Below are 21,738 nucleotides of genomic sequence, written 5' to 3'. Positions count from 1 at the left end.
ATTTTAATAAAACCGTTATAACATTTGCTATGACACGTGCAAGGATTTTATGTAACAAACCCATCTATCATCCTTTCTTTTGAAAGAAAAAAACAAGGGTTAAAATTTTCCAACACGTTAACCATCATCCAGCCGTTCATGTCCAGGTCGGGAGACGTCTGGATGAGCTTGCATAAGTTGTCGTAGTCCTCCATGGTGGTCTGGCACTGGTTGCTTTGCTCCCAGGTACCTTGGATTCTTCCCAATTCCAGCAGGGTTTGGGGGGCTTTTTCAAACAGCAGGTCGTACATGACCTTGTGCTGCCTGGGGTGCAGTCGGTGTGCGTCCCTGACACTGGGGCTTGATTCCAGCTTTGCGGGAAGCCGTTTATGACTGCAGAGAGTTTCCGTTGAAAGCCCTTATAACATGGGTGTTTTTGATTCTGTCTCATCCACCGTCCAGGCTTAAATCGGGTAACACCAAAATCTGCGGTTCATTCGCAGTATTTTTTTGTTGAAAATATAGTCGATTTTTAATTAATGACTTGTCTGGACACCAATTTCCTGAATCAAATAATCGTTAAAAAATGCATTAGACCAAAGATTCAATTCATCCTTTTGTCTTGAATTTTTCAAAAATGGTTCAACATCTTTTTTTGCCAAAGAAAAATCAATCTCCTTAATTTTTTCAGATAACAATTCAACAATTTTTTCTTTATCTAACACCTCTGACAAATCGAAATGGCCTGTTTGTACCATTTTATTCTTAAGATAATATAACTCACATGGAATATTATTCTTCACAAACCAGATTAAATCATACCAGTCTCGGCCTTTAATGTTGGTCCTTACAGTACGGCATAACAAGGCATGCATTTTGCCTGCAAACAAACTCGGCAATGTCATGGTTTTAATGGTAAACGGAATGGGGTGGAGATGATATTTAAGGTCACTTGTAAATCCGATAGCCGGTTCCTGATCAATTTCCAATTTTATCTTCATCACAGCATTTTTGTGGGTCTTTAAATTTGAATCAATTTTTAATAAATGAATCAATGTATTTGCTTTAATGAAAGCTGATTCAATAGTGCTTTCATTCTTCTTGGTCTTTTCTTCTGTGGAAACCTCAAAACCCCATAATTCCAATTCTGATTTTACTGCACCGAAGTATTTTTTAATATCAAAAGTATTTTCAGGTTGAATTAGTGAAAAATCCAGATCCTCAGAGAAACGGTCCAGCTTATGCAGAATTCGTAATGCGCTTCCACCATAAAAAACAGCCTTTTCATAAAATTTTGACCGCCATAAACCAAGCAACACGATTTCTTGTATGATCTCTTTGAGAGCATTCTCGTGATCATGAACCGTAAGTAATTCATACCTGCCTAACATTTGTTCAATTTTTTCATCAAACATAATATTCCTTTAAGCAATTAAGCAGCAGTTTCATACTTTGCCTTTTATATCTGGCCTTGATTTCTTCTAATAAGGATGAGTCAAATTTTTTGATACCACCATAATCCAATCTCATTAATTCAAGAAATTCCTTCATTTCCTTTTCCGATGAAATATGAGTCTGGGTTGCAATGATATCGCTCAACGCCTTCTCAGGGGAGGCAATTAGAATTTTCTTTTGATCACCAGCATGTTCAAGATTAATCCCAATGTTGAAAACTTTTTTGTGGCAATATAAATAAGAAAATCTACCAACCGGTGTTTCAAACAGCTTTTTTCTTTTAGTTGTCATGCTGATAATGAGTTCAACACGTTCCGGTATCATGTTCCAGAATGCCAAAGCGGTTTGACCTGTGATATAGGAAGGCCCATAGATCTGATTCGCCAGGATATACTTATTGTAAGGCTTCTTATAATCCTTGCCCAACACATAGAGGCCTTTTTTGACCCTTAAGATATCCTTATTCTTGATCAGACCTCTTATTTTATCTCTTGGCTTTTTATAATCTCTTAAAACATGAAGCAATAAATTGTAATCAAATTCTGCTGGAAGTTGAATTAAATTTTTCATAATATCTCACCCAATATGTCTAATAAATTGGACTTACTGGGTGCAATCTATGAGCTGAATTGAAATTTGTCAAGAAAATTTTAACGCTGCAAATCATCGATTTCACCAGATGAATCTACTGGATATAAAACTCTATATCATAATTTTAATCGGTGGATTACAAATGTTTCCCGATATGTCCGATTAATATTTTACCTTCTTCAATATCCTCTTTTCCCTCGTGAAAATAGATGCGGTTTTGTTTTACTTTTCTGGTATCGTCATACAGTAATTTTAAGTGTAGTTCGCAATAAACCGGAACATCTTTTTTATGGTTGTTTATAAAATAAAATGTCAGTTCTTTTTTGCGGCTTACATCACCTTCGGGTGAAGCATCGAAATCGAAATTTGAAATAGAATTGAATTTTTTGAGCAAGTCAATTCTGTTATTTGTTTCCTGTTTGCATTTCAAGAAGTTATTGCTCAACCCATTCAGATAGTGAACAACTGTTTTAATACTATTGCTTATAAGGGCTTTTATTGATTGATAATTATTTTCATGAAAATACAAATCAGGATAATATTTTTTACATTCATCAATAAAAAAAAGGGCATCGTGTGAGTAAATACTAAGAAAATAGCGGTGGAAATTTAACCAGTTATTTTTATTATACACAAGATATTCTGCATCAATACCATCTAACCGGTGCAAACACAACAAACCATAGACTTTATTTTCATTATGTTTGGGTAGTAAATCGCCAACTATTTCTTTAGAAGTCAGACTTGTTTCTTCTGACTTGTCAATGATATTACTTAGAAATGCAATTGTATCCCTGTCGAAATTTTTACGCCCTTTGGGGGAATAGAGAAAATCACAAATTGTTAGTTCAGGAAAAATAATGGCATCGTAAATATCAGGGTTTACATATATCTTGTCTGTTTCTTTATATTGCCTGATGTAATCATAATCGTTTGATAAAGATTTTATTTTATTCTCAATCTTTTCTTTGGAAATTCCGTCCCGATATTCAAACGAATGATTGACTATGTAGAATTCAAATTGCATTATTTTTTTCTTGAAAGTTTAAAAATTTCCGCCAAATCAATTTCTTGTTGATCGAAAAAGCCCTCAACCCAATTGTCAATTTTTCCATTTGATTTTATATTCAGTTTTTTATACGGTTCGTCATGATCATCTTCAAAGTAAAATATCGATATGTCGTTGTGCGTGATATCGATTTTATCATTCAATGCGCAGATACGTATACCGTTTAGAATATGTTCACTATGTGATTCAATAAAAACCTGCACGCCACAAGATGCCACAATCGACAGAAAATAAACTAAATTTGATTGTGCTTTGGGATGCAGGTGTGATTCGGGATTCTCAACTATCAGAATTTCACCTTCTTTTGCAATCAAGCCAGATACAATTATAGGCAATATGTACGTATAGCCAAATCCAACATTTGCAGGCCGGAATTTTAATTGTCCAAAACCAAATAAAAATGTAATTACCCGGCTACTTTCTTCATTGGTAGCAAATACTTTGACATTTTCCGTGTCCAGTATTTTTGATAGCCACTCGCCGGTTTGCAATTCTAAATCGTGTGAACTGTTGGGGTTACAAATTAAATTGTCATGAATCAAATCCGATTTTTTTTGCAATAAAACATTGCCTACAAATTCGCCTTTTGTACCTACATTGATAAATTCGGGTAAGGTAGATTTCAGGTAAAATTCCTGTGGGCCGATTCTGTCTGCTGCTATATAGTGAATATTTTTAAAATCGTTAAGTATTTCACTGGTTGTATTTCCAGGAATTCCTACCATATCATCGTATTCGCTTCGGTTCATTATAAGTTCAATTTTTCCTTTGGGACCCGAATGCGAAATTTCAATTTTTGTGTCATTACCTGTATATCTATTTTTTACATCACGAAACGATCCTAAATTAACACATGAGCCATTAAATATTACTTTATTAAGATTACCGTGCTCTTCAAGCGATTGGCGTATTAATAACAGGCTTTGCAAATAAGAAGATTTTCCTCTGCCGTTAATTCCTGTTAACAGGTTAAGTTGTGAAACATTAAAAACAGTCTCATTTTTAAAGGTTTTGAAATTTTTTAGTCGCGTGGAATTTATCATTTTATACATTCTCACATTCAAGGTTTAGCATATCAAAAGCAATATCAAAACGGGTCGTAACACGTCTTTTGTCACCAGTTGAAAACCTTACAGCATCAATATAAGCCTCGTTTTTAATCAAAATCGAATAATTGGCTTTTATCTGTGCCTTATTATGTAATAGAAACTCTTCGCTTTTTGATGCAAAAAATCCTGCAACTGTTTCAAAGATAGCAATATTAACCCGTCCTCTTGTGTTTTCTGTTGGGACTCTGAAATTATTCTTTTCAAAAAAGTCCAACGTGTATTGCATGGCTTTATCAAACTCGTTTTCAAGCTGCAACAATTTGTCATTACTGTAATTGCCGTTAATGTGTTTCATTGCATTTTCAACAAAATCATTCATGCTGTTTTTGTATTCTAATGTGTAGTCAAATATTCTGAAAGCCAAAAAGCGCAATATGGCTTCCTGGTCTTTGGCTCTGTTGTCTGAAATACCGTTATCAATGGCTTCTTTAAAAATCTCCTTACCAGCCAATTTTTTCAAAAAATCAGTTGCTTTGCCTAAATAAATACAATTCCGAATTTCCTGTCGCTCCAACTGGGTTCCACCAGTATTAATGCGGTTAAAAATATCATAAACCATTTCCATTGGAACAGTGGGCTGAATAAGATAAACCAGCAGTTTCTTGTCTTCTATTTTTGTTTGATATTCCGAATTTATAGCAATTAACTCTTCAAAATTTTTTCCGTTCAATTCCGGAAATGCTCGTAAACCTTGCAATTTAAACTCGTTTTTCAAGAAACGTCTTAAAGTTGTAATTCGTTGTCTGCCGTCAACAACAATATATTTTCCTTTTGTATCTTTATTTATATAAAGTGGTGGTAAAGGAAAATTAAGTAAAACAGATTCAATGAATAAACTTTGCTGTTCAGGTTTCCAAACGTATTTTCTCTGGAAATCCGGCATTTGAATTAAATCTCTATCCCATTTTCTTTTCACTAATTCATAAACAGTTTGCGGATCTTCGCGAATGTCAATATCGGCTTTTGAGAGGTCATAAGGGTAAATTGAAGTTTTACCGTTTTCGTTAATATAAGTATCTTGTTGTAGTGTATCCTCATCGCTTTCAATTTGTACTGCATAATTAAGTATAGTATCTTTATACTCCTCAAAGTCATCACCTAACAACCCTTTTAAAATTGAAGAAAACACATCAAAACTATTGTAAACTTGTGCCTCAATGGGTTTGAGTTTACCGATGATGTTTTCAGGTAATGTTTTTGAAAGAAAGTCAAACGTATTCTCGGTAAGTTCTATTTTTATATTTTTTTCCATCACATTTTTTCCAAATTTTCATCAAGCAAAAAAACTTACATAATAATCTAATAACGGTCTGATATGCGGTACTGAAATTAAAATTAAGGTAGAACCGATCATATCAAGTGCGCCGTCAACCAGTATCTTTTCTTCACTGTGTAGTTTGTTTCTTTAGCCATGGCATAACTTCATATTCACTGAACCCGCCTTTTTATGGTGGACATTACAAAGAACTACAAGTTTCAAACCACGCAGAAACTGTGACGGACGGAATCCGATACCAAGACCTTTAATTATGCATTTTTTATCCAAATCTCGCAATTAACACTCCAACAAGTAATTATACGGTTCCGCATATCCTTTATATTTGAATGATATCCGTCTTGAAACATATAAAGAATGATCCGTAATTCAGTATCAAAATAAATTATTGTTGTAAAGAAGCATACAAATTACTTGAATTGGTGTTACGGTTTTTAAAGCAATCAACTGACAAAACGCAAATGAGACATCATGATAAAGCCAAACAAATAATAAAAAAGTTAAAAAAAAGGGCTGTTTCCACTCTCTTTGTGGAAACAGCCCTTTTTTATGGAACAAGTAGCCTATAAATCATAGTCTTTCAAATATGGCCGCAGCCCCCATACCGCCCCCAATACACATGGAAACAATACCGTATTTCCCATTGACCTGTTTGAGGTTGGCAAGGCAGGTGGCAGTCAACTTTGCACCGGTACATCCCAGAGGATGGCCCAATGCAATGGCACCGCCGTGAATATTGATTCTGTCCATATAGGCATCAAGCTTAAGTTCCCTGATGCAGTAAACGGCCTGGGACGCAAAGGCTTCATTGATTTCGTAAATATCAATGTCGCCGATGGAAAGCCCTGCCTGTTTGAGTACCTTTGGAATGGCATAGCGTGGCCCCACACCCATTTCATCGGATTTGCAGCCAATGGTCGCATAGGAAATAAGCTTTGCAATGGGTGTCAGCCCCAGCTCGTCACATTTTTCTTTTGATGCGATAATGGTGGCAGCGGCACCGTCCGTCATCTGTGAGGCATTGCCTGCCGTGACACTGCCTGTGCCACAAAAAACCGGTCGAAGTTTTTTCAAGTCCTCAACCGTGGAAACGCGTATACCATCATCGTGTTCAACAATAAAGTGTTCTTTTTGGTATGTTCCGTCCGCCTGCTTGACATAGCGACAGGCCGGGGTGGGAACTATTTCCGTAAACAAGCCATTGTCCCTGGCATTTGCAGCCTTTTTCTGAGAATTTGCCGCAAACGCATCCTGGTCTTCCCTGGATATCTGGTAACGAACCGCGACATTTTCCGCAGTAATGCCCATTGATACATACATTTCAGGATGAATCAAAGAATACTCAGGATGAGGACGGGGAAGGTTTCCCGCCATGGGAACAAAGGTCATGGACTCAACACCCGCACCCATTGTCACATCAGCCCATCCCATCTGAATTCTGATGGACGCAAGTGCAATGGCTTCAAGGCCTGATGCACATAAACGGTTAATGGTTGCACCTGATACTTTGTCGGGAAATCCCGCCATCTGAACCGCAATCCTGCCGAGGTTAAACCCCTGTTCCGCTTCAGGAAATGCACAGCCGAGCATAACATCATCAATAAATTCAGGGGTAAGGTTTTGCGTTCTTTCAACAGCAGACCTCATGATAAAGGAGATAAGTTCTTCAGGTCTTGTCTGGCTGAACTGGCCTTTTTTTTGTTTGCAGCCGGGGGTTCTGACCGATTGTACAATGTATGCATCTCTCATGACTTATGTCCTCCTTTAGTTTCTGAGTGGCTTGCCGGTTTTAAGCATGTGATCAATGCGGGCAATGGTTTTTTCCTGTTTGCAAAAATCAGCAAATGCATCCCTTTCAAGTTTCAAGATGGTGTCTTCATCAACAGTACTGCCGGTCTTCACATCACCTCCACCCATCACATAGGCTATCCGCCGGGCAAGAAAGGCATCATGTTCACTCATGAATTTGCCGTTGAGCAGGTTGAAAATTTCCGCATTCACCATGCCCTGGCCCGCATCTCCCATGACAATAAGGGGTTGTCTGGCCGGAGGAATATATCCGTCATCCACCATTTTCAGGACTTCTTTTTTTGCTTCGCCGATAAGGTTGTCACGATTAAAGACTATTCTGTCGGCCTGGCCAAGAAAACCGTTTCCCCTTGCCTGGGCTGCCGACATTGAAACGGATGCCATTGCGATGTTCATAAAGGCAGGGACAAAAAATTTAGCAAGGTCAGTGTCCTTGGCAGTCTTGGCCGGCAGGGCAGTGATATATTTTTTCCACAGGTTCATGGTGCCGCCGCCTGCCGGAAGCAGGCCTACACCGATCTCCACAAGCCCCATGTAAAGCTCGGCATGGGCTACGATTCTGTCTGCCCCCAGGCAGATTTCGCAACCGCCGCCCAGCACCATACCGTAAGGAGCCGCCACAACCGGGAAAGCCGCATATTTTATCCTTTGAACGCCTGCTTGAGCTTTTTTCAGAAAAACGTCAATTTCAGCATATTTTTTTTCATGACAGAGCCTTGAAATAAACGCAAGATCAGCCCCAGCCGAAAAAGCACCCGGCACTCCCCCGGCTTCATTTCCTATGACAAGCCCTGCCCCGTTTTTATCCACATAATCAAGGGCATCTCCCATCAAATCAACGATCTCTTCATTGAGGGCATTCATTTTGGTATGAAATTCGATACAAAAAACATCATCGCCAATATCAACAAGACTGGCAGAATTATTTTCCATTACTGTCTTGCGGTTGCCTTTGGCAGCTGCAATGGAAACCATGTTTTTGCCGGCAGGCACTGGTTTATAAGCATCAGATACAAAATCATAATAATATTGAATGCCTCTTTCTAGTTTATAAAAACAGGTATTGCCTTTTTCCAGCATCCCCTTTATATGTGCCGGCACTTTAAGATCCTGTTTTTCCATCCGTTCAACCGCAGCTTGAACTCCATAGGCATCCCAGAGTTCAAACGGACCCATTTCAAAATTGTATCCCCATTTCATGGCATTGTCGATTTCAACAATCGTATCGGCAATTTCCGGAACCCTGTTTGCTGCATACAAAAAACTATTGGTCGCCATTTTCCAGGCAAATTTGGCCCCTTTGTCATCCCCGTTAAGAACGCAGTCTATTTTTTCTTTTAAGGTTTCTTTTTTCTTTGCCGCATCAATACAGGGAAATGTTGGTCTTACCAGGTCTTGGTATTCCATGGTTGACGGATTCAATATTTTTCTGATTTTTTTCCACTCCGGTGTCAGTTCGGTTTTATAAAATCCCGCCCCGGTTTTGTTGCCCAGAAGATTTTTATCTACCATTTTTTCAACAAAACCTGGCAGGAGCAAGGCCTCCCTCTGCTCATCGTCCGGGCAAAGATCGTAAGAATTTTTACACACATGCACAATCGTATCCAAGCCAACCAGATCAGCCAGCCTGAAAATAGCAGTTTTCGGGCGGCCAAGGGCAGGGCCGAATATGGCATCCACTTCGGCAATGGTCAAACCGTCCTCTTCCATGGCGTTCATGATGGCCCCGATCTCCTGAATGCCGATCCTGTTTCCCACAAAATTAGGCGTATCTTTTGCCCAGACAATACCCTTGCCCAGATTTTTTTCGCCAAACGCGGCAATAAAGTCAAGAATTTCAGGAAGGGTGTCCGCACCCGGTATCAGTTCAAGCAGGTGCATATAGCGAACAGGGTTAAAAAAATGAGTTCCCATAAAATGTCGCTTGAACTCTTTGGAAAACCCCTTGCAAATATCTTTTAAAGGGATGCCTGAAGTATTTGAAGAAACAATTGAACCGGGTTTTCTCAATTTTTCAATTTTTGCGAAAAGATCTCTTTTAATGCCCAGGTTTTCAACAACAACCTCAATGATCCAGTCGCATTCACTAATGTTTTGGATGTCATCTTCAAGATTTCCGGTTTTAATCCGCCCGGCATCTTTTTTATTGAAAAACAAAGCAGGAGATGACGCCAGTGATGCCTCAAGTCCTGCATTTACAATCCGGTTACGGGCAGCCGGGTCAGTTTTTTCATCCTCTTTGAGATCAAAAGGAACTATATCCAACAACTGCACATTTACTCCGGCACCTGCAAGAAGGGCCGCAATCCCGCCTCCCATGATCCCGGACCCGATAACCGCAGCCTTTCTGATTTTTCTTATCATGATTTCCTCCTGGCTCAAGAATTGTTATGGATTGTTATGAATGGATATTCATTTTTGATTAACAGATAATCCCCGGGCTTGTCAAGTTTCTTGTAAATAAAGAACAGGTTTGATAGTGTGCAAATTTAATTTTTAAAGATATTTTTTGATCGGAGACACTCAATGGCCCTGAAAGGCTCCAGGATCAAACTTTCTGACGCCCTGGATATTAATTCGGTTGTTACGTTTATTTTATCTCTTCAACAAGAATCTGGAGATATTCCATGGCACAAGGACGGCAAAACAGACCCCTGGGATCTCATAGAAACCATCATGGGACTGAACATTGGCAAATGCTTTGACGCGTCACACCGTGCATTTGAATGGCTGAAAATCATTCAAAATACTGATGGATCATGGTATTCCTCTTATGTTAACGGAAAACCCGAAGACAAAACCTGTGAAACACATATGGCCGCCTATTTTTCCGTGGGGCTTTTTCATACATGGTTGACAGATAAAAACACTGCATTTGTTGAATATTACTGGCCCACAATGGAAAAAGGGATCAATTACGCCATCAGCCTGCAGACAAAAACCGGAGAAATTTACTGGGCCAAAAGCCCGGAAGGCAATGTTGATCCCATGTCTCTTCTGGCAGGATCAAGCTCTATTTTCATGAGTTTAAAATGCGCCCTGGCCATTGCCGGAATTCTTGGAAAAAAAAGACGGTCATGGGAAACCGCCTTTGACAAATTAGGCAACTCCATACGAAAAAATATCCACAATTATAATGTCAGCAAATCCAGATTTTCCATGTACTGGTTTTATCCTGTCTTAAGCGGTGCTTTGACAGGAGAAAAAGCAGAAAACAGAATTGAAAAATACTGGAACAAATATGTCATAGAGGGCCAGGGAGCCAGATGTGTATCTGACCAGCCATGGGTAACCATGGCGGAAACATCCGAACTTGTCCTGGCCTTATCCGGCATGGGGCAAATGGAAAAAGCCAAAATTGTCTTTTCCTGGATACAAAACAGGAGATATGAAGACAAGACCTATTGGTGCGGCTATACTTACCCGGACATGGTGATCTGGCCGGAAGAGAAGATTTCCTGGACCAATGCAGTGGTGCTGCTGGCAGCGGATGCAGTATATGCATTGACCCCTGCGTCCGATCTTTTTTGCCACCGGTCATGGGATGGTTTTGCGTATAAGGGTTTTTTAAATTGATAAAAGATCATAGGCCCTATTATATCAAAAAAGCCTGGTATCGGCTTTTGCATCTATATGTCCGTTATAAGCTTTCTCCGCAGCTGACAAGCCTTGGAAAACATCCGTTCATTGTAAAACCCTGGCACATTGAAATATTTGGAGGCCCCGTCAGCATCGGGGATCATATAACCCTTTTGGGATGCTCAGATAAAAAGACCCGGCTGACGGTTTGGTCGGATAAAAAAGACATCAGAGGCATTTCCATAGGCAACCATGTCCTGATCTCTCCCGGAGTAAGAATCAGTGCCGCAAACCATATATCCATTGCAGACTCCTGCATGCTGGCAAGCCATGTTTATATAACCGATTCAGACTGGCACGGCATTTATGACCGGTCCATGCCGCCAAAAGAGACCCACAGTGTAATGCTTGAAGAAAACGTATGGGTGGGCGACAGCGCCATTATCTGCAAGGGGGTGACCATTGGGAAAAACAGCATTATAGGTGCGGGTGCCGTTGTCACATCCAACATACCTGCCAATGTGATTGCAGCAGGAAATCCCGCTGCAATCGTAAAGAGTCTCGACCCGGATAAGCCCATAATCACACGCAAAGACAGGTTCTCAGATGCAAGTAAAATGACGATTGCCCTTGAATCCGCAGAAAAAGAATTTCTTGCCGGCAATACTTTTTTCGGATGGGTCAGATCCCTTTTCTGGAGTTAAAAAGGGCAATATACGCCGGGATCGTTACTTGCCTGGAAGTGTATCTTGATAAAGCCGCAACTGTTTTGTATCTTCATGTCTTGAAGTCACAGCACTCCTTCCATCCCCTTGGATCAGCAAAGACAAATCCGCAACAAACTCTTTCATTTTTAAGGATTGAACGTTCATCTCAGATGAAGCACCTGAATTTTGCTCCGCACTGGCCGCATTTTGCTGCACAACCTTGTCCATGTCGGCAACGGCACTATTGACTTGAGAAATTCCTTGAGCTTGTTCATTCGAAGCTGCAGCTATCTCTTTCAACAACCCTCCGACCCTTTTTGTGTTTTCAGCAACCTCATTAAAATCATGATTCGTGGATTGAACAAGTTCTGCACCATCACTTACTTTTTTAACTGTGCTTTCGATCAATATGGCTGTATTCCTGGCTGCTTCAGCGGCACGCATTGACAAATTCCTGACTTCATCGGCTACGACGGCAAAGCCTACCCCGGCTTCTCCTGCGCGGGCAGCTTCAACGGCGGCATTTAAGGCGAGCAGGTTGGTCCGAAAGGATATTTCATCAATCGTTTTAACTATTTTTGATGTTTCTTTACTGGCTACCGTAATATCTTGCATTGATATGGTCAAATCAGTCATGGATTTGTAGGCTTTGGTTACAATCTGATTGGCTGTTTGCATTAAATTATCAGCATGCATGGCATTCTTCGCGTTATTTTTAGTCATGGATGCCATTTCTTCAAGAGAGGATGAGGTCTCTTCTATGGAGGCCGCTTGATCGGAAGAGCCTTCAGCCAAAGCAGTACTAATGGCAGCGATTTGTTTTGAGGCACTGTCGACTTGAACCGATGACATGAAAAGACCGTCGATAATTAGCTTAATAGGGTTTGCAACCGAGTTGGATAATAACATTGCAAAAAAGAAACTGACCGTTATAAGGACAGCCGCCACGAGTATCATGATAATTATGTTGGATCTAATATCAGCGTTGATTTGTCGGATGTCCAGGAACCGGACATAAACCCCTACCACTTGATCCTGATAATCTGTTACAGGTGAAGCTGTCAGCAGTGTGTTGCCTGCCTCCTTTGTCATTACACTTTTAACTGCCTGGTCAACAAATGATGCATCAACATCACCCATATCTTTTGGAGGTGATTTTAAGACATTAAAATTACCTAATTTTTGAACCGATTGCACAGCCGTGGCTTCAATTTTGTCCAGACCGTAAATTGCATTGGTTTCATCTATGCTTTCGGCAATATCACTGATATCGCAAAACACTTCCACACTGCCGATCATTTCCCCACCATCCAATATGGGAGCAAGTCCCCGGACGACCAATCCGCCTCTACCTGCTTCAATACCTTTTACCGGCTTTTTTGATTCCTGAACTTTATTAACGGTCATACGAAAACCAGCCAGTGGATCACCATTTTTAGCCGGTTTCCAAACACGCAAGAATGATACGCTTCCGGGTTCGTGAAAATGAATCCGATAGTTAAACTTGTTGCTGTTGTTTAATATGTCGTTCAATGGTTTTATCTCATTGAGTAATCCTGACTTGTCTTTTGTTTTCATGGTTTGATGGACAAAATCCATATTGGCTATCATCAAAGCCAAACGCATGTTTTCCTCACTGCTTTGATTGATCTCACGCATGAATTGTTCATAACCCTTACCTTGTAAATGAATCAGCGCTTCTTTTTGTTTGGAGATGCGCTGGAGGTTTATTGCCGTCTGGATAGCAATGACAGTTAACACAATGACAAGAGTCATCATGATTAGTTTTGCTTTTAATGAAAATACCCGCTTATTCATCTGCTGATTCTCCCAAATTATTATTACTTGTAAATCATAACTTATTAAATTTGACAAAAAAATGCATCTTGAATGCTTTATTTATAATATTCTGAGCTGTAAACTCAACAAAAAAAGATTCAAAATGCTTAGCTATATTTACCAGACTCTGATGTTTTTCCGCAAGGCTTTTTCAAGATGTTCAAGCTGCTTGACCAGGCACTATTTATAAAAAAAATAGGGTAAGGGGGAAGGAGATCAGACAAAAAATGAGCGGTTATGGCAAGCATAAATCAAATAAAATATACGAGAAAAAAATCTCCATAAAAAAGGGGTTGACCCGCTTGATCATTATTGATCAAAACGTATGTGCGATAAGCGTGTTGAAATGCATGAGTTACAGATGGATAGATTACCTGCAACCCAAGCAGGCTCAATGGGGGGCCAAATTATGAGCAAACTAAACAGGAAGATTTAGACGTCCCAGTATTAACCCTGATTGAGGAGGGGAGGTCTTATCGATTTATTGCAAGAGAACTCAATATAAGCAAAAATACTGTTTTGGGTATCGTTCAGCAACACCGTGAACAAATTTGACACTTGGTAGTGCGAATGTTGGGATTACCCCTGAAAGCGTGGTAATTTCATTAATGAGCAGCTCTTCCTTATAATATGTTTTGTAACGATCGCATATCATAATACAACAACTGCTCATTTTTCATCCCAAACTAAATTTTAAGCATCTGAACTAAAGTTTCTTCCAATTCGAGCTTTGAAGACGACCTCTCAACCAGCGAAATTCATTACTATGTACAGGAAGGAACTTGTGTCCAGGCACTTAGTTTGGCAAAGGTATTGAAAACATAATAGTTTATTTAATAACAAGCAAATCTTATTCCTACATAGACCAATCCCATTTTTTTTTAACACCACCTGTCAAAGAATCAGTAAATTGTTTTTTTAATACTGACTTTTTTAACTTTCCTGTCACGGTTAACGGTAATGAGTCAATCAGTTGAATTGATCTAGGAAATTTAAACCTGGCAAGTTTGCTGTTTAAAAACGACAACACTTCTTCATAGCTGATCGTCTTTCCTTGATTACATACAATAAAGGCTTTTCCGGTTTCACCCCATTTTTCATCTGGAACACCAATGATAGCTATTTTATTAATTTTCGGATGATTTATCAATACCGCTTCTACTTCAGCCGGATAAACATTTTCTGCACCGCTTCGATACATATCCTTTACTCTGTCAACAACGTAGAGATATCCATCCTCATCAAGATAACCAAGATCCCCGGTATAAAGTACGTCATCAACTATTGTGGAGCTGGTTTCTACCGGCATGTCCCAGTAACCTTTCATCACATTCGGACCCATGGCTACGATCTGACCGATTTCACCTGGACCCAGTTTTTCTCCTGTTTCGTTCTGTATCCACAAATCCGTAAAAAAATTGGGCAGACCTGCTGATCTGTTTTTGCTTTTTGGGGCATCACCAGGCATTAAAACCATGGCTGAATTTTCAGTTTGCCCGAATCCCGGAAGTATGTGCAGCCCTTTTTCATCCAGTTCATCAAAAAATTCCGGAGGAGTTTTCTCTCCTCCGCCCCAAGCAAATCGCACACTGCTTAAATCCACTTGGTCAAGTATGCCGGTGTCAAGGACAAACCGCATCATGGTGGTTAAGCTGAACACAATGGTGGCCTTGTATTTTTCTATATCCAATGCAAATTTTTCAGCATCAAATTTTGATCTCATCAGCAGGGTTGCCCCACGACACAATGCGGGTGTTGATACAGCCGCAAGTCCTGCTGAATGGCACAAAGGGGCCTGTGACTGAAAGATATCATCCTGTCGCATATCGGTATAATTAATGACCTGAAAACATTTGAAATAGGTCTGTCCATGGGTGAGGACAGCCCCTTTCGGGTTGCCGGTAGTCCCTGAGGTGAACAGAATAATAAACGGATCATCCAGATCAATGAATTCATCGGGAACCGGTTCATGAAAGGGATATTTTTCAATGATGGAGTAATAGTCCAAAGCCCATTCAGGACAGTAATTTTCAGCGGTATAGCCAGTCACACAAATAAAATTTTCCTTTTCCACATCCAGAAAATCTCGTATCGGCTCAATATATTTTGTGAACAGATCATTAAAAACAAGTAATCGGCAGTTGCAACGGTTTATTTGATATTTCAACTCCTGGGATACCAACCGGTAATTTAAAGGGACAAATATCAAACCTAGCTTGGCTGCAGCAAAATAACATGCCAGAAACTCAGGACTATTTAAAAGATCCACTGCGATACGATCTCCTTTTTTCAGTCCTTTTTCCTTGAAAAAATGAGCAACTCTATTGGTTTCCCGGTTGAGCTCTCTGTAAGTAATCGGGGTATCTTCAAAAATAACGGCTGGTTTATCCGGAGAAAATGACTCTCTTTTGCTGAGAATTTTTCCTGTATTCCATTTCATCTCTTAAGACCTCCTTGTATTTATTTTTTCAATCCTTAACGACTGTCAGAGAATTTCAACCGAATAATTTTTCCCTTTTTCTTTCATTCTTAACCCTTCTGTCAATTCGCTAACATTTTCCTTCTCAGATAAGCAATCTGTGTCTGATGAGGCAGATCCTTGGGACAATAATCTTCACATCCCAAAAGTGTCATGCAGCCAAACACGCCGTCATCATCACCGATGATTTCATAAAATTCTTCATCAGAGCGTTTATCCCTTGGATCAAGTGCATACCGTGCCAGACGCATAAATCCCACCGCAGATAAAAAATCCGGTCTCATTCGTTTAGTGGCACAGGCTGATACACAGCAACCGCATTCAACACACCGTTCAAGCTCATAAATTTGATCTGCCACATCCGGGTCCATGCGCTCTTCAAGTTTATCAAAATTCACGTCATCTGCATCTGCATCATGTATCCAGGATTCCAATCGTTCAGACATGGCCCGCATGAATTTTCCCGTATTAACGGAAAGATCTCCAATCAGTTCAAATCCCGGCAAGGGCAGAAGTTTAATCTCACCATTTTCAAAAGTAGAGGTCAGTGTTCTGCACGCAAGAGTCGGCTTACCGTTAATAACCATGGCACATGATCCGCAAATGCCCGCCCGGCAAACAAAATCAAACTGAAAAGACGGATCCTGCTGTTCTCGAATCTCGTTCAATGCAATAAAAACCGTCATCCCAGGGGCTTCGGTAACCTCATAGGTTACCATGCGGGGCTTGTCGCCCTTTTTCTGGGGATTATATCTAAATACTTGAAATTTCAGGATTCTTTCTTGTTCACTCATTATTTAAACCCCCTGCCTATACGCTCATTTTTACCTTTGAATTTTTCTGGAATAGTAATTGGATTCAACAACTTCTGAAGTTCAAACCTGTCTGCACCCGGATTGGCTTTCTTGATCTCTTCAATTTCCTGTTCCCGTTTAGCGGTATCAGGATGATGCACAGTATTGTCAACACCATAGCCCCTTGATCCCGGAGGCATTTCCATTTTCATGATATCCAGCTCTTCATATTCGATTTCAGGAAGATCTGCTGACTCGTCTTTCCATGTTGTAAGGGTTCTTTTTAACCACTCTTTGTCATTTCTTTCAGGATAATCTTCCCTGGAATGGGCACCGCGGCTCTCGGTTCTGAGCATGGCTCCATAGGCCACACACTGGGCAAGTTTTATCATTTTCGGCACACGGATGGCTTCAACCAACTCAGGATTAGACGAGCTGATCCGATTTCTCAAAGCAATGTTTTTTGCCCGCTGGTTTAAGACTTTCAATTCTTCAACTGCCTGTTCAAGATCTTCACCATTTCTGAAAATTCCGACTTTGTCCATCATAATCTTCTGCATTTCAGCTTTTAACTGGAAGGGGTTCTCGCCAAAATCCCTGACCAGAAGATCTGTAATTTTCTTTTCTTCCTGTTTCATGAAATGCTCAATGGTGGTTGTGCTGATATTCAATGAATTTGCAGCGCAGTAATCAGCCACATATTCCCCGACAATCATTCCTGCCACAACGGTTTCCGCAACGGAATTTCCGCCCAGACGGTTAAATCCGTGCATATCCCAGCAAGCTGCTTCACCTGCGGAAAAAAGGCCCTTAAGAGTCGGACTTTCACCGGTCGGCTTGGTTCTTATACCGCCCATAGAATAATGCTGTGTGGGTCTGACCGGAATCAATTCTTCAACCGGATCAATTCCTAAAAAGTATTCACAGATCTCTTTGACTTCTCTTAAATTCTTTTCAATATGAGGACGGCCCAGCAAACGGATATCCAGCCAGAGATGATCACCGTAACGAGAGGGCACTCCTTTGCCTTTTCTCATATGTTCCGTCATTCTGCGTGACACAACGTCCCTGGAGGCCAGCTCTTTTTTATCAGGTTCATAATCCGGCATAAACCTGTATCCATCTTTGTCCAGAAGCAGACCGCCGTCACCCCGGCATCCTTCAGTGGTGAGAATCCCGACCGGTACAATGGCCGTAGGATGAAACTGCACAGCTTCCATATTTCCAAGAGTTGCAACGCCTGTTTCAAGAGCAATGGCATTTCCAATGCCTTCGGAAATCACCGCATTGGTTGTAATGGCATAAAGCCTTCCGTAACCGCCGGTAGCAACGGTTGTTGCCTTGGCTACATAAGCGATCAACTCACCTGTGATAAGATCTCTTACAATGGCACCATAACATACACCGTCTTCATGGATCAGGGCCAGGGCTTCTTTTCTTTCATGAACCGGAATGCCCATCTGAATGGCTTTGTTATCCATGGCATAAAGCATGGTATGACCGGCACCATCAGAGGTATAACAGGTTCGCCATTTCTTTGTTCCGCCAAAATCCCGGGCCATAATCAGGCCGTGTGATTCTGCTTTTTCGGTAATGGTGACTTTTTTACCGTTAATCACCACGTCATGATCTCCCTCTCTGACCCTTGACCAGGGTACTCCCCAGGCAGCAAGCTGCCGGATAGCCTTGGGAGATGTATTCACAAACGCCCTTGCCACCTTCTGATCGCATCCCCAGTCGCTTCCTTTTACAGTATCTGCAAAATGGATCTCTTCATCATCCCCTTCTCCTTTAATGCATGCACCCAGGCTTGCCTGCATGCCGCCCTGGGCTGCTGCAGAGTGAGACCGCTTGGCAGGAATCAAAGAAAGGACGATGGTATCATACCCTCTCTGCATGGATGCGATGGCAACTCTAAGTCCTGCCAGGCCACCGCCGATTACAAGTGAATCCGTATATATGACTTTCATTTAGGTGTCCCCTTATTCATGATATTCTTCAACAGGTTGAGTCTCTTCCAACTCTTGACTCTCTTCCACCGCCGGGCTTTCTTCCACTGCCGGGCTCTCTTCCAACTCCTGGCTCTCTTCCAACTCCTGGCTTTCTTCTAACTCCTGAGTCTCTTCCACTGCCTGGATACCTTCGGATTCCCGGGTCTCTTCCAGTTCCTGAACCTGTTCAACAGCTGTCGCATGGGCGGCATACCTTTCCCCGACATTGTCCTTGTGATTGATACCAATCACAACAAAAACCAATAATCCTAAAATACCAATGGTCAAGTAAAACACAATCAATCTGTTTCTCAATTTCTGCAATTTAAGTCTTGATTTCCTGGCATCTTTTCCCGCAAACCATCCCCATTTCATGCACAGTCTGTAAAGACCGATGTTGGCGTGAAGCACAACACAAACCAGCAGGACAAGATAAAGAGGCCACATATGACCTGAAACAATCCTGTCTGCCGACAGATAAGGATCAATGGTACCTGGGTTTGCAAACATTACATACAGGTGAACCGACCCTGCAAAAAACATGATAAATGCGGTCACCACCTGTATATACCAGAGATTTGTCTCACTATGGTTCATCATCTGCATCTGGTCTCTTATGATTCGATGCTGCTTCCAGGAAATGGGAAACTTTCTGACCCCGAGCAGGGCATGGATAATGAATAAAGTACCTATAGCCAGGACGGCAAAAAAAACTGCAATGGGAAATCCTTGACCTGTATCTGAAAGAAAGGCAAGCTCTAAATTTTTTGACACAAAATTAAAAGCCCCTTTTCCCAATATAATGCTGCTGTCAAAAAGTAAATGCATCCAAATGAACACGCCCAGAATCAGGCCCGTACCGCTCTGCAAAAGATCAAGCCTTGCCGGCATTCTGCTCTTTTTCTTAATTGATTCAATAATATAACTGTCCAAATTCAACCTCCTTTAGGTTACACTAAAATACATCTTTACAAATCCGACCGATTTTTCCCAGGTTTTCACAGACATGGATACCATTATATAAAAAACTATATAGAAAGCATTTCAGGAAGCCATAGACATATCTCTGGATAAAAAAGCAAAATCACCGCCACTATAAACATCATGGCGGCAAAAGGTAAATTACCTTTTGCAATAGTCCAAAGATCATCTTTTGTAATTGCCTGAACCATAAAAAGATTCAACCCGACCGGCGGAGTGATCAATGCCATTTCGATAAACACCATTAAAACGACTCCAAATACAATAACATCGAGCCCAAGAACAGTCATTAACGGATAAATCACTGGAATAGTGAGGACTGTTATGGCAAGGCCATCTAAAAACATTCCCAGAATGATATACATTGCAAGCAGACAGACAATCACTGCCCAATTGTCAAATCCTGATGTAACAATCCATTCTGTAAGCAAACGGGGGATTCTCAGATGTGCAATTAAATTAGTCAATATCATTGCACCCATCATAATCAGCATGAGTGAAGATCCCAACATTGCACTCTCTTTTAAAATATCAATAAACTTTTGCCAATCAAGCTGTTTGTAAATAATAGCTGTAACAAGACAATATATTACAAAAACAGCAGCAGACTCTGTAGGGGTAAATATACCGGTATAAATACCCCCCAAAACAATAACAGGAGCCAATATGGCCAAAAAAGCATTTTTGGTCGCAGTTATTTTTTGCTCCCAGGTAAAAGAGGCCCTCTGACAATTTCCGGTATAATGACTTGCAATAAAAACATAAACAATAAAAAAAACAACCAGTATGGCAGCGGGAACAAATGCAGCGGCAAATAATGAGGCAACCGAAGTATTGGTCAAAAAACCATAAACGATCAGCCCGGCACTAGGAGGAATAAGAACGCCAAGTGCACCACCAGCAACACTTCCATAAGAAAGTTTTTTTGTATACCCAGTGGCCAGCAGCTGAGGAATGGCGATCAACCCAATAGCACCAGCCACAGCAGTACTAACTCCGATCATTGCTGAAACCAGGGCACAAGCAAGGATCGTCGCTATTGGAAGTCCACCCGGGAGTGAACCGCTCCACTTACTGACCATATCATAAATTCGTTCTCCAATACCGCACTTGGCTAAAATCACCCCCCCCATGATAAACAATGGAACAGCCAACAGAACAAAATTATACAAAGTTCTTTCAATAATAATGGGCACCATTGTTAAACTTTGGAATTCTCCAAAATTGGCAAACATACCGATGATCCCAGTTATGCCCAAAGCAACTCCAACGGGAACGCCGCCAAACAAAAGAAAAAGAATCAGTATGGCAATGCCTGCAAAAGGCAGGGCATATATGAAATATATACCGATTCCAATGGCAACCATAAAAGCGCAAAGAAACTTTATGGGAGCGATTCCAGCATCATCAGTGTCTTTTTTTAACGAAGACAGTAAATTAATATCCCACAAGGTGTTTCGAAACACCTGTAAAAAAAGCATCCCCATGGATAACGGAAAAACCAGATATAAAAACCACTTTGGGTATCTTAACAGCCCGATGCTTGTGATTTTCTGCTGATACGCATCCAGATAAGTATGAAATCCATAATACCCCACAACTACGACAAATATTAAAACGACAATATTGGTTGTGATTCCAAGAGTTAGACGGGAAGACTCAGATATCCGGGAAATTAAAATATCAGCTATAATGTGTCTTCTTTCTCTTGATGAGTAGGAAACGCCCATCAGAACGGTCCACATAAGGATAAAGAGTGAAACTTCAAAGACCCACGTTGTCGGGTTGTTAAAAATTCTTCTCATTATGACTTCGTAGGTGGTAAAAACACTGATGACGAACATCCCAAAGCCGGCAACAATTCCAAAATTAAGGGAAAAAAAATCTATCAGGTTTATATGATTAAAATAAGCGGTTGATTTTGATACTCGCATCTATTTTATTCCTTAAGTGTCACAATTAAAACCATGCCTTTTGCTTATCTGCATACAGTTGTCGAAAATAATTTGATTCATCCTAAGAACTTGATTGAACAGCCTTGTAAAGAAATATCACAAAGTTAAATGAAGATCTCCACTCA

General features: G+C 40.6%; 16 protein-coding genes. 2 read left to right on the top strand and 14 right to left on the bottom strand.

The genetic code is table 11. The features are described 5' to 3' along the window. Window positions 1-47: 47 nt before the first annotated feature. From TOL2_RS00995 to TOL2_RS00960, 8 genes are all read right to left on the bottom strand, one after another. Complete coding sequence (locus TOL2_RS00995) at window positions 48-290, bottom strand: hypothetical protein (RefSeq protein WP_014955702.1); 243 nt, start codon at window positions 288-290, stop codon at window positions 48-50. A gap of 225 nt (window positions 291-515) precedes the next feature. Then, entirely contained in the window at window positions 516-1,394 is an 879-nt protein-coding gene (locus tag TOL2_RS00990; RefSeq protein WP_014955701.1) for a nucleotidyl transferase AbiEii/AbiGii toxin family protein, read from the bottom strand. Further along, entirely contained in the window at window positions 1,387-2,004 is a 618-nt protein-coding gene (locus TOL2_RS00985; protein WP_014955700.1) for a type IV toxin-antitoxin system AbiEi family antitoxin domain-containing protein, read from the bottom strand. The genes TOL2_RS00990 and TOL2_RS00985 overlap by 8 nt, the downstream gene beginning before the upstream one ends. Before the next feature lie 157 nt (window positions 2,005-2,161). Continuing rightward, entirely contained in the window at window positions 2,162-3,052 is an 891-nt protein-coding gene (locus TOL2_RS00980) for a hypothetical protein (protein ID WP_014955699.1), read from the bottom strand. Continuing rightward, window positions 3,052-4,137, bottom strand: a complete 1,086-nt coding sequence (locus TOL2_RS00975) for an AAA family ATPase (RefSeq protein ID WP_041279723.1) — start codon at window positions 4,135-4,137, stop codon at window positions 3,052-3,054. The genes TOL2_RS00980 and TOL2_RS00975 overlap by 1 nt, the downstream gene beginning before the upstream one ends. A 1-nt stretch (window position 4,138) precedes the next feature. Further along, window positions 4,139-5,455 carry a DUF262 domain-containing protein gene (locus TOL2_RS00970; RefSeq protein ID WP_014955697.1) on the bottom strand — a complete coding sequence of 439 codons (1,317 nt, stop codon included), beginning with the start codon at window positions 5,453-5,455 and terminating at the stop codon, window positions 4,139-4,141. Between the two features lie 594 nt (window positions 5,456-6,049). Further along, window positions 6,050-7,228 carry a thiolase family protein gene (locus TOL2_RS00965; protein ID WP_014955696.1) on the bottom strand — a complete coding sequence of 393 codons (1,179 nt, stop codon included), beginning with the start codon at window positions 7,226-7,228 and terminating at the stop codon, window positions 6,050-6,052. 15 nt (window positions 7,229-7,243) lie between these two features. Next, window positions 7,244-9,652, bottom strand: a complete 2,409-nt coding sequence (locus TOL2_RS00960) for a 3-hydroxyacyl-CoA dehydrogenase/enoyl-CoA hydratase family protein (RefSeq protein WP_014955695.1) — start codon at window positions 9,650-9,652, stop codon at window positions 7,244-7,246. A gap of 162 nt (window positions 9,653-9,814) precedes the next feature. Here TOL2_RS00960 and TOL2_RS00955 point away from each other — a divergent pair, with 162 nt between their 5' ends. After that, window positions 9,815-10,864, top strand: a complete 1,050-nt coding sequence (locus TOL2_RS00955) for a prenyltransferase/squalene oxidase repeat-containing protein (protein WP_014955694.1) — start codon at window positions 9,815-9,817, stop codon at window positions 10,862-10,864. Next, a complete protein-coding gene (locus tag TOL2_RS00950; RefSeq protein WP_014955693.1) occupies window positions 10,861-11,571 on the top strand; it encodes an acyltransferase in 711 nt (236 codons plus the stop codon). The genes TOL2_RS00955 and TOL2_RS00950 overlap by 4 nt, the downstream gene beginning before the upstream one ends. Window positions 11,572-11,595: 24 nt before the next feature. Here TOL2_RS00950 and TOL2_RS00945 read toward each other — a convergent pair whose 3' ends face one another. The 6 genes from TOL2_RS00945 to TOL2_RS00915 all read right to left on the bottom strand — a co-directional run bounded on the left by TOL2_RS00945 (window position 11,596) and on the right by TOL2_RS00915 (window position 21,592). After that, a complete protein-coding gene (locus tag TOL2_RS00945; RefSeq protein WP_014955692.1) occupies window positions 11,596-13,392 on the bottom strand; it encodes a methyl-accepting chemotaxis protein in 1,797 nt (598 codons plus the stop codon). Window positions 13,393-14,269: 877 nt separating this feature from the next. Beyond that, window positions 14,270-15,853, bottom strand: coding sequence for a class I adenylate-forming enzyme family protein (locus TOL2_RS00935; RefSeq protein ID WP_014955691.1), 1,584 nt, complete (start codon window positions 15,851-15,853; stop codon window positions 14,270-14,272). Between the two features lie 101 nt (window positions 15,854-15,954). After that, the gene (locus TOL2_RS00930; RefSeq protein WP_014955690.1) at window positions 15,955-16,686 is read right to left on the bottom strand and encodes a fumarate reductase iron-sulfur subunit; all 732 of its coding nucleotides are present in this window, start codon (window positions 16,684-16,686) and stop codon (window positions 15,955-15,957) included. Continuing rightward, on the bottom strand, window positions 16,686-18,656 hold the full coding sequence (locus tag TOL2_RS00925) for a fumarate reductase flavoprotein subunit (RefSeq protein WP_014955689.1): 1,971 nt from the start codon (window positions 18,654-18,656) through the stop codon (window positions 16,686-16,688). The genes TOL2_RS00930 and TOL2_RS00925 overlap by 1 nt, the downstream gene beginning before the upstream one ends. 12 nt (window positions 18,657-18,668) lie before the next feature. Further along, a complete protein-coding gene (locus tag TOL2_RS00920) occupies window positions 18,669-19,610 on the bottom strand; it encodes a fumarate reductase cytochrome b subunit (protein ID WP_014955688.1) in 942 nt (313 codons plus the stop codon). A 95-nt stretch (window positions 19,611-19,705) separates the two neighbouring features. Continuing rightward, window positions 19,706-21,592, bottom strand: coding sequence for a TRAP transporter large permease (locus tag TOL2_RS00915; RefSeq protein ID WP_014955687.1), 1,887 nt, complete (start codon window positions 21,590-21,592; stop codon window positions 19,706-19,708). Window positions 21,593-21,738 lie beyond the last annotated feature (146 nt).

The organism is Desulfobacula toluolica Tol2 (assembly GCF_000307105.1).
GTDB lineage: Bacteria > Desulfobacterota > Desulfobacteria > Desulfobacterales > Desulfobacteraceae > Desulfobacula > Desulfobacula toluolica.
Note: the sequence above shows the minus strand (reverse complement) of the source record. Positions and strands in the feature narration are given on the sequence as shown.

Bases quoted from the DNA above. Each gene is read 5' to 3' on its own strand.
- TOL2_RS00995 (WP_014955702.1), bottom strand. From the start codon at position 290: ATGTACGACCTGCTGTTTGAAAAAGCCCCCCAAACCCTGCTGGAATTG.
- TOL2_RS00990 (WP_014955701.1), bottom strand. From the start codon at position 1,394: ATGTTTGATGAAAAAATTGAACAAATGTTAGGCAGGTATGAATTACTT.
- TOL2_RS00985 (WP_014955700.1), bottom strand. From the start codon at position 2,004: ATGAAAAATTTAATTCAACTTCCAGCAGAATTTGATTACAATTTATTG.
- TOL2_RS00980 (WP_014955699.1), bottom strand. From the start codon at position 3,052: ATGCAATTTGAATTCTACATAGTCAATCATTCGTTTGAATATCGGGAC.
- TOL2_RS00975 (WP_041279723.1), bottom strand. From the start codon at position 4,137: ATGATAAATTCCACGCGACTAAAAAATTTCAAAACCTTTAAAAATGAG.
- TOL2_RS00970 (WP_014955697.1), bottom strand. From the start codon at position 5,455: ATGGAAAAAAATATAAAAATAGAACTTACCGAGAATACGTTTGACTTT.
- TOL2_RS00965 (WP_014955696.1), bottom strand. From the start codon at position 7,228: ATGAGAGATGCATACATTGTACAATCGGTCAGAACCCCCGGCTGCAAA.
- TOL2_RS00960 (WP_014955695.1), bottom strand. From the start codon at position 9,652: ATGATAAGAAAAATCAGAAAGGCTGCGGTTATCGGGTCCGGGATCATG.
- TOL2_RS00955 (WP_014955694.1), top strand. From the start codon at position 9,815: ATGGCCCTGAAAGGCTCCAGGATCAAACTTTCTGACGCCCTGGATATT.
- TOL2_RS00945 (WP_014955692.1), bottom strand. From the start codon at position 13,392: ATGAATAAGCGGGTATTTTCATTAAAAGCAAAACTAATCATGATGACT.
- TOL2_RS00935 (WP_014955691.1), bottom strand. From the start codon at position 15,853: ATGAAATGGAATACAGGAAAAATTCTCAGCAAAAGAGAGTCATTTTCT.
- TOL2_RS00930 (WP_014955690.1), bottom strand. From the start codon at position 16,686: ATGAGTGAACAAGAAAGAATCCTGAAATTTCAAGTATTTAGATATAAT.
- TOL2_RS00925 (WP_014955689.1), bottom strand. From the start codon at position 18,656: ATGAAAGTCATATATACGGATTCACTTGTAATCGGCGGTGGCCTGGCA.
- TOL2_RS00915 (WP_014955687.1), bottom strand. From the start codon at position 21,592: ATGCGAGTATCAAAATCAACCGCTTATTTTAATCATATAAACCTGATA.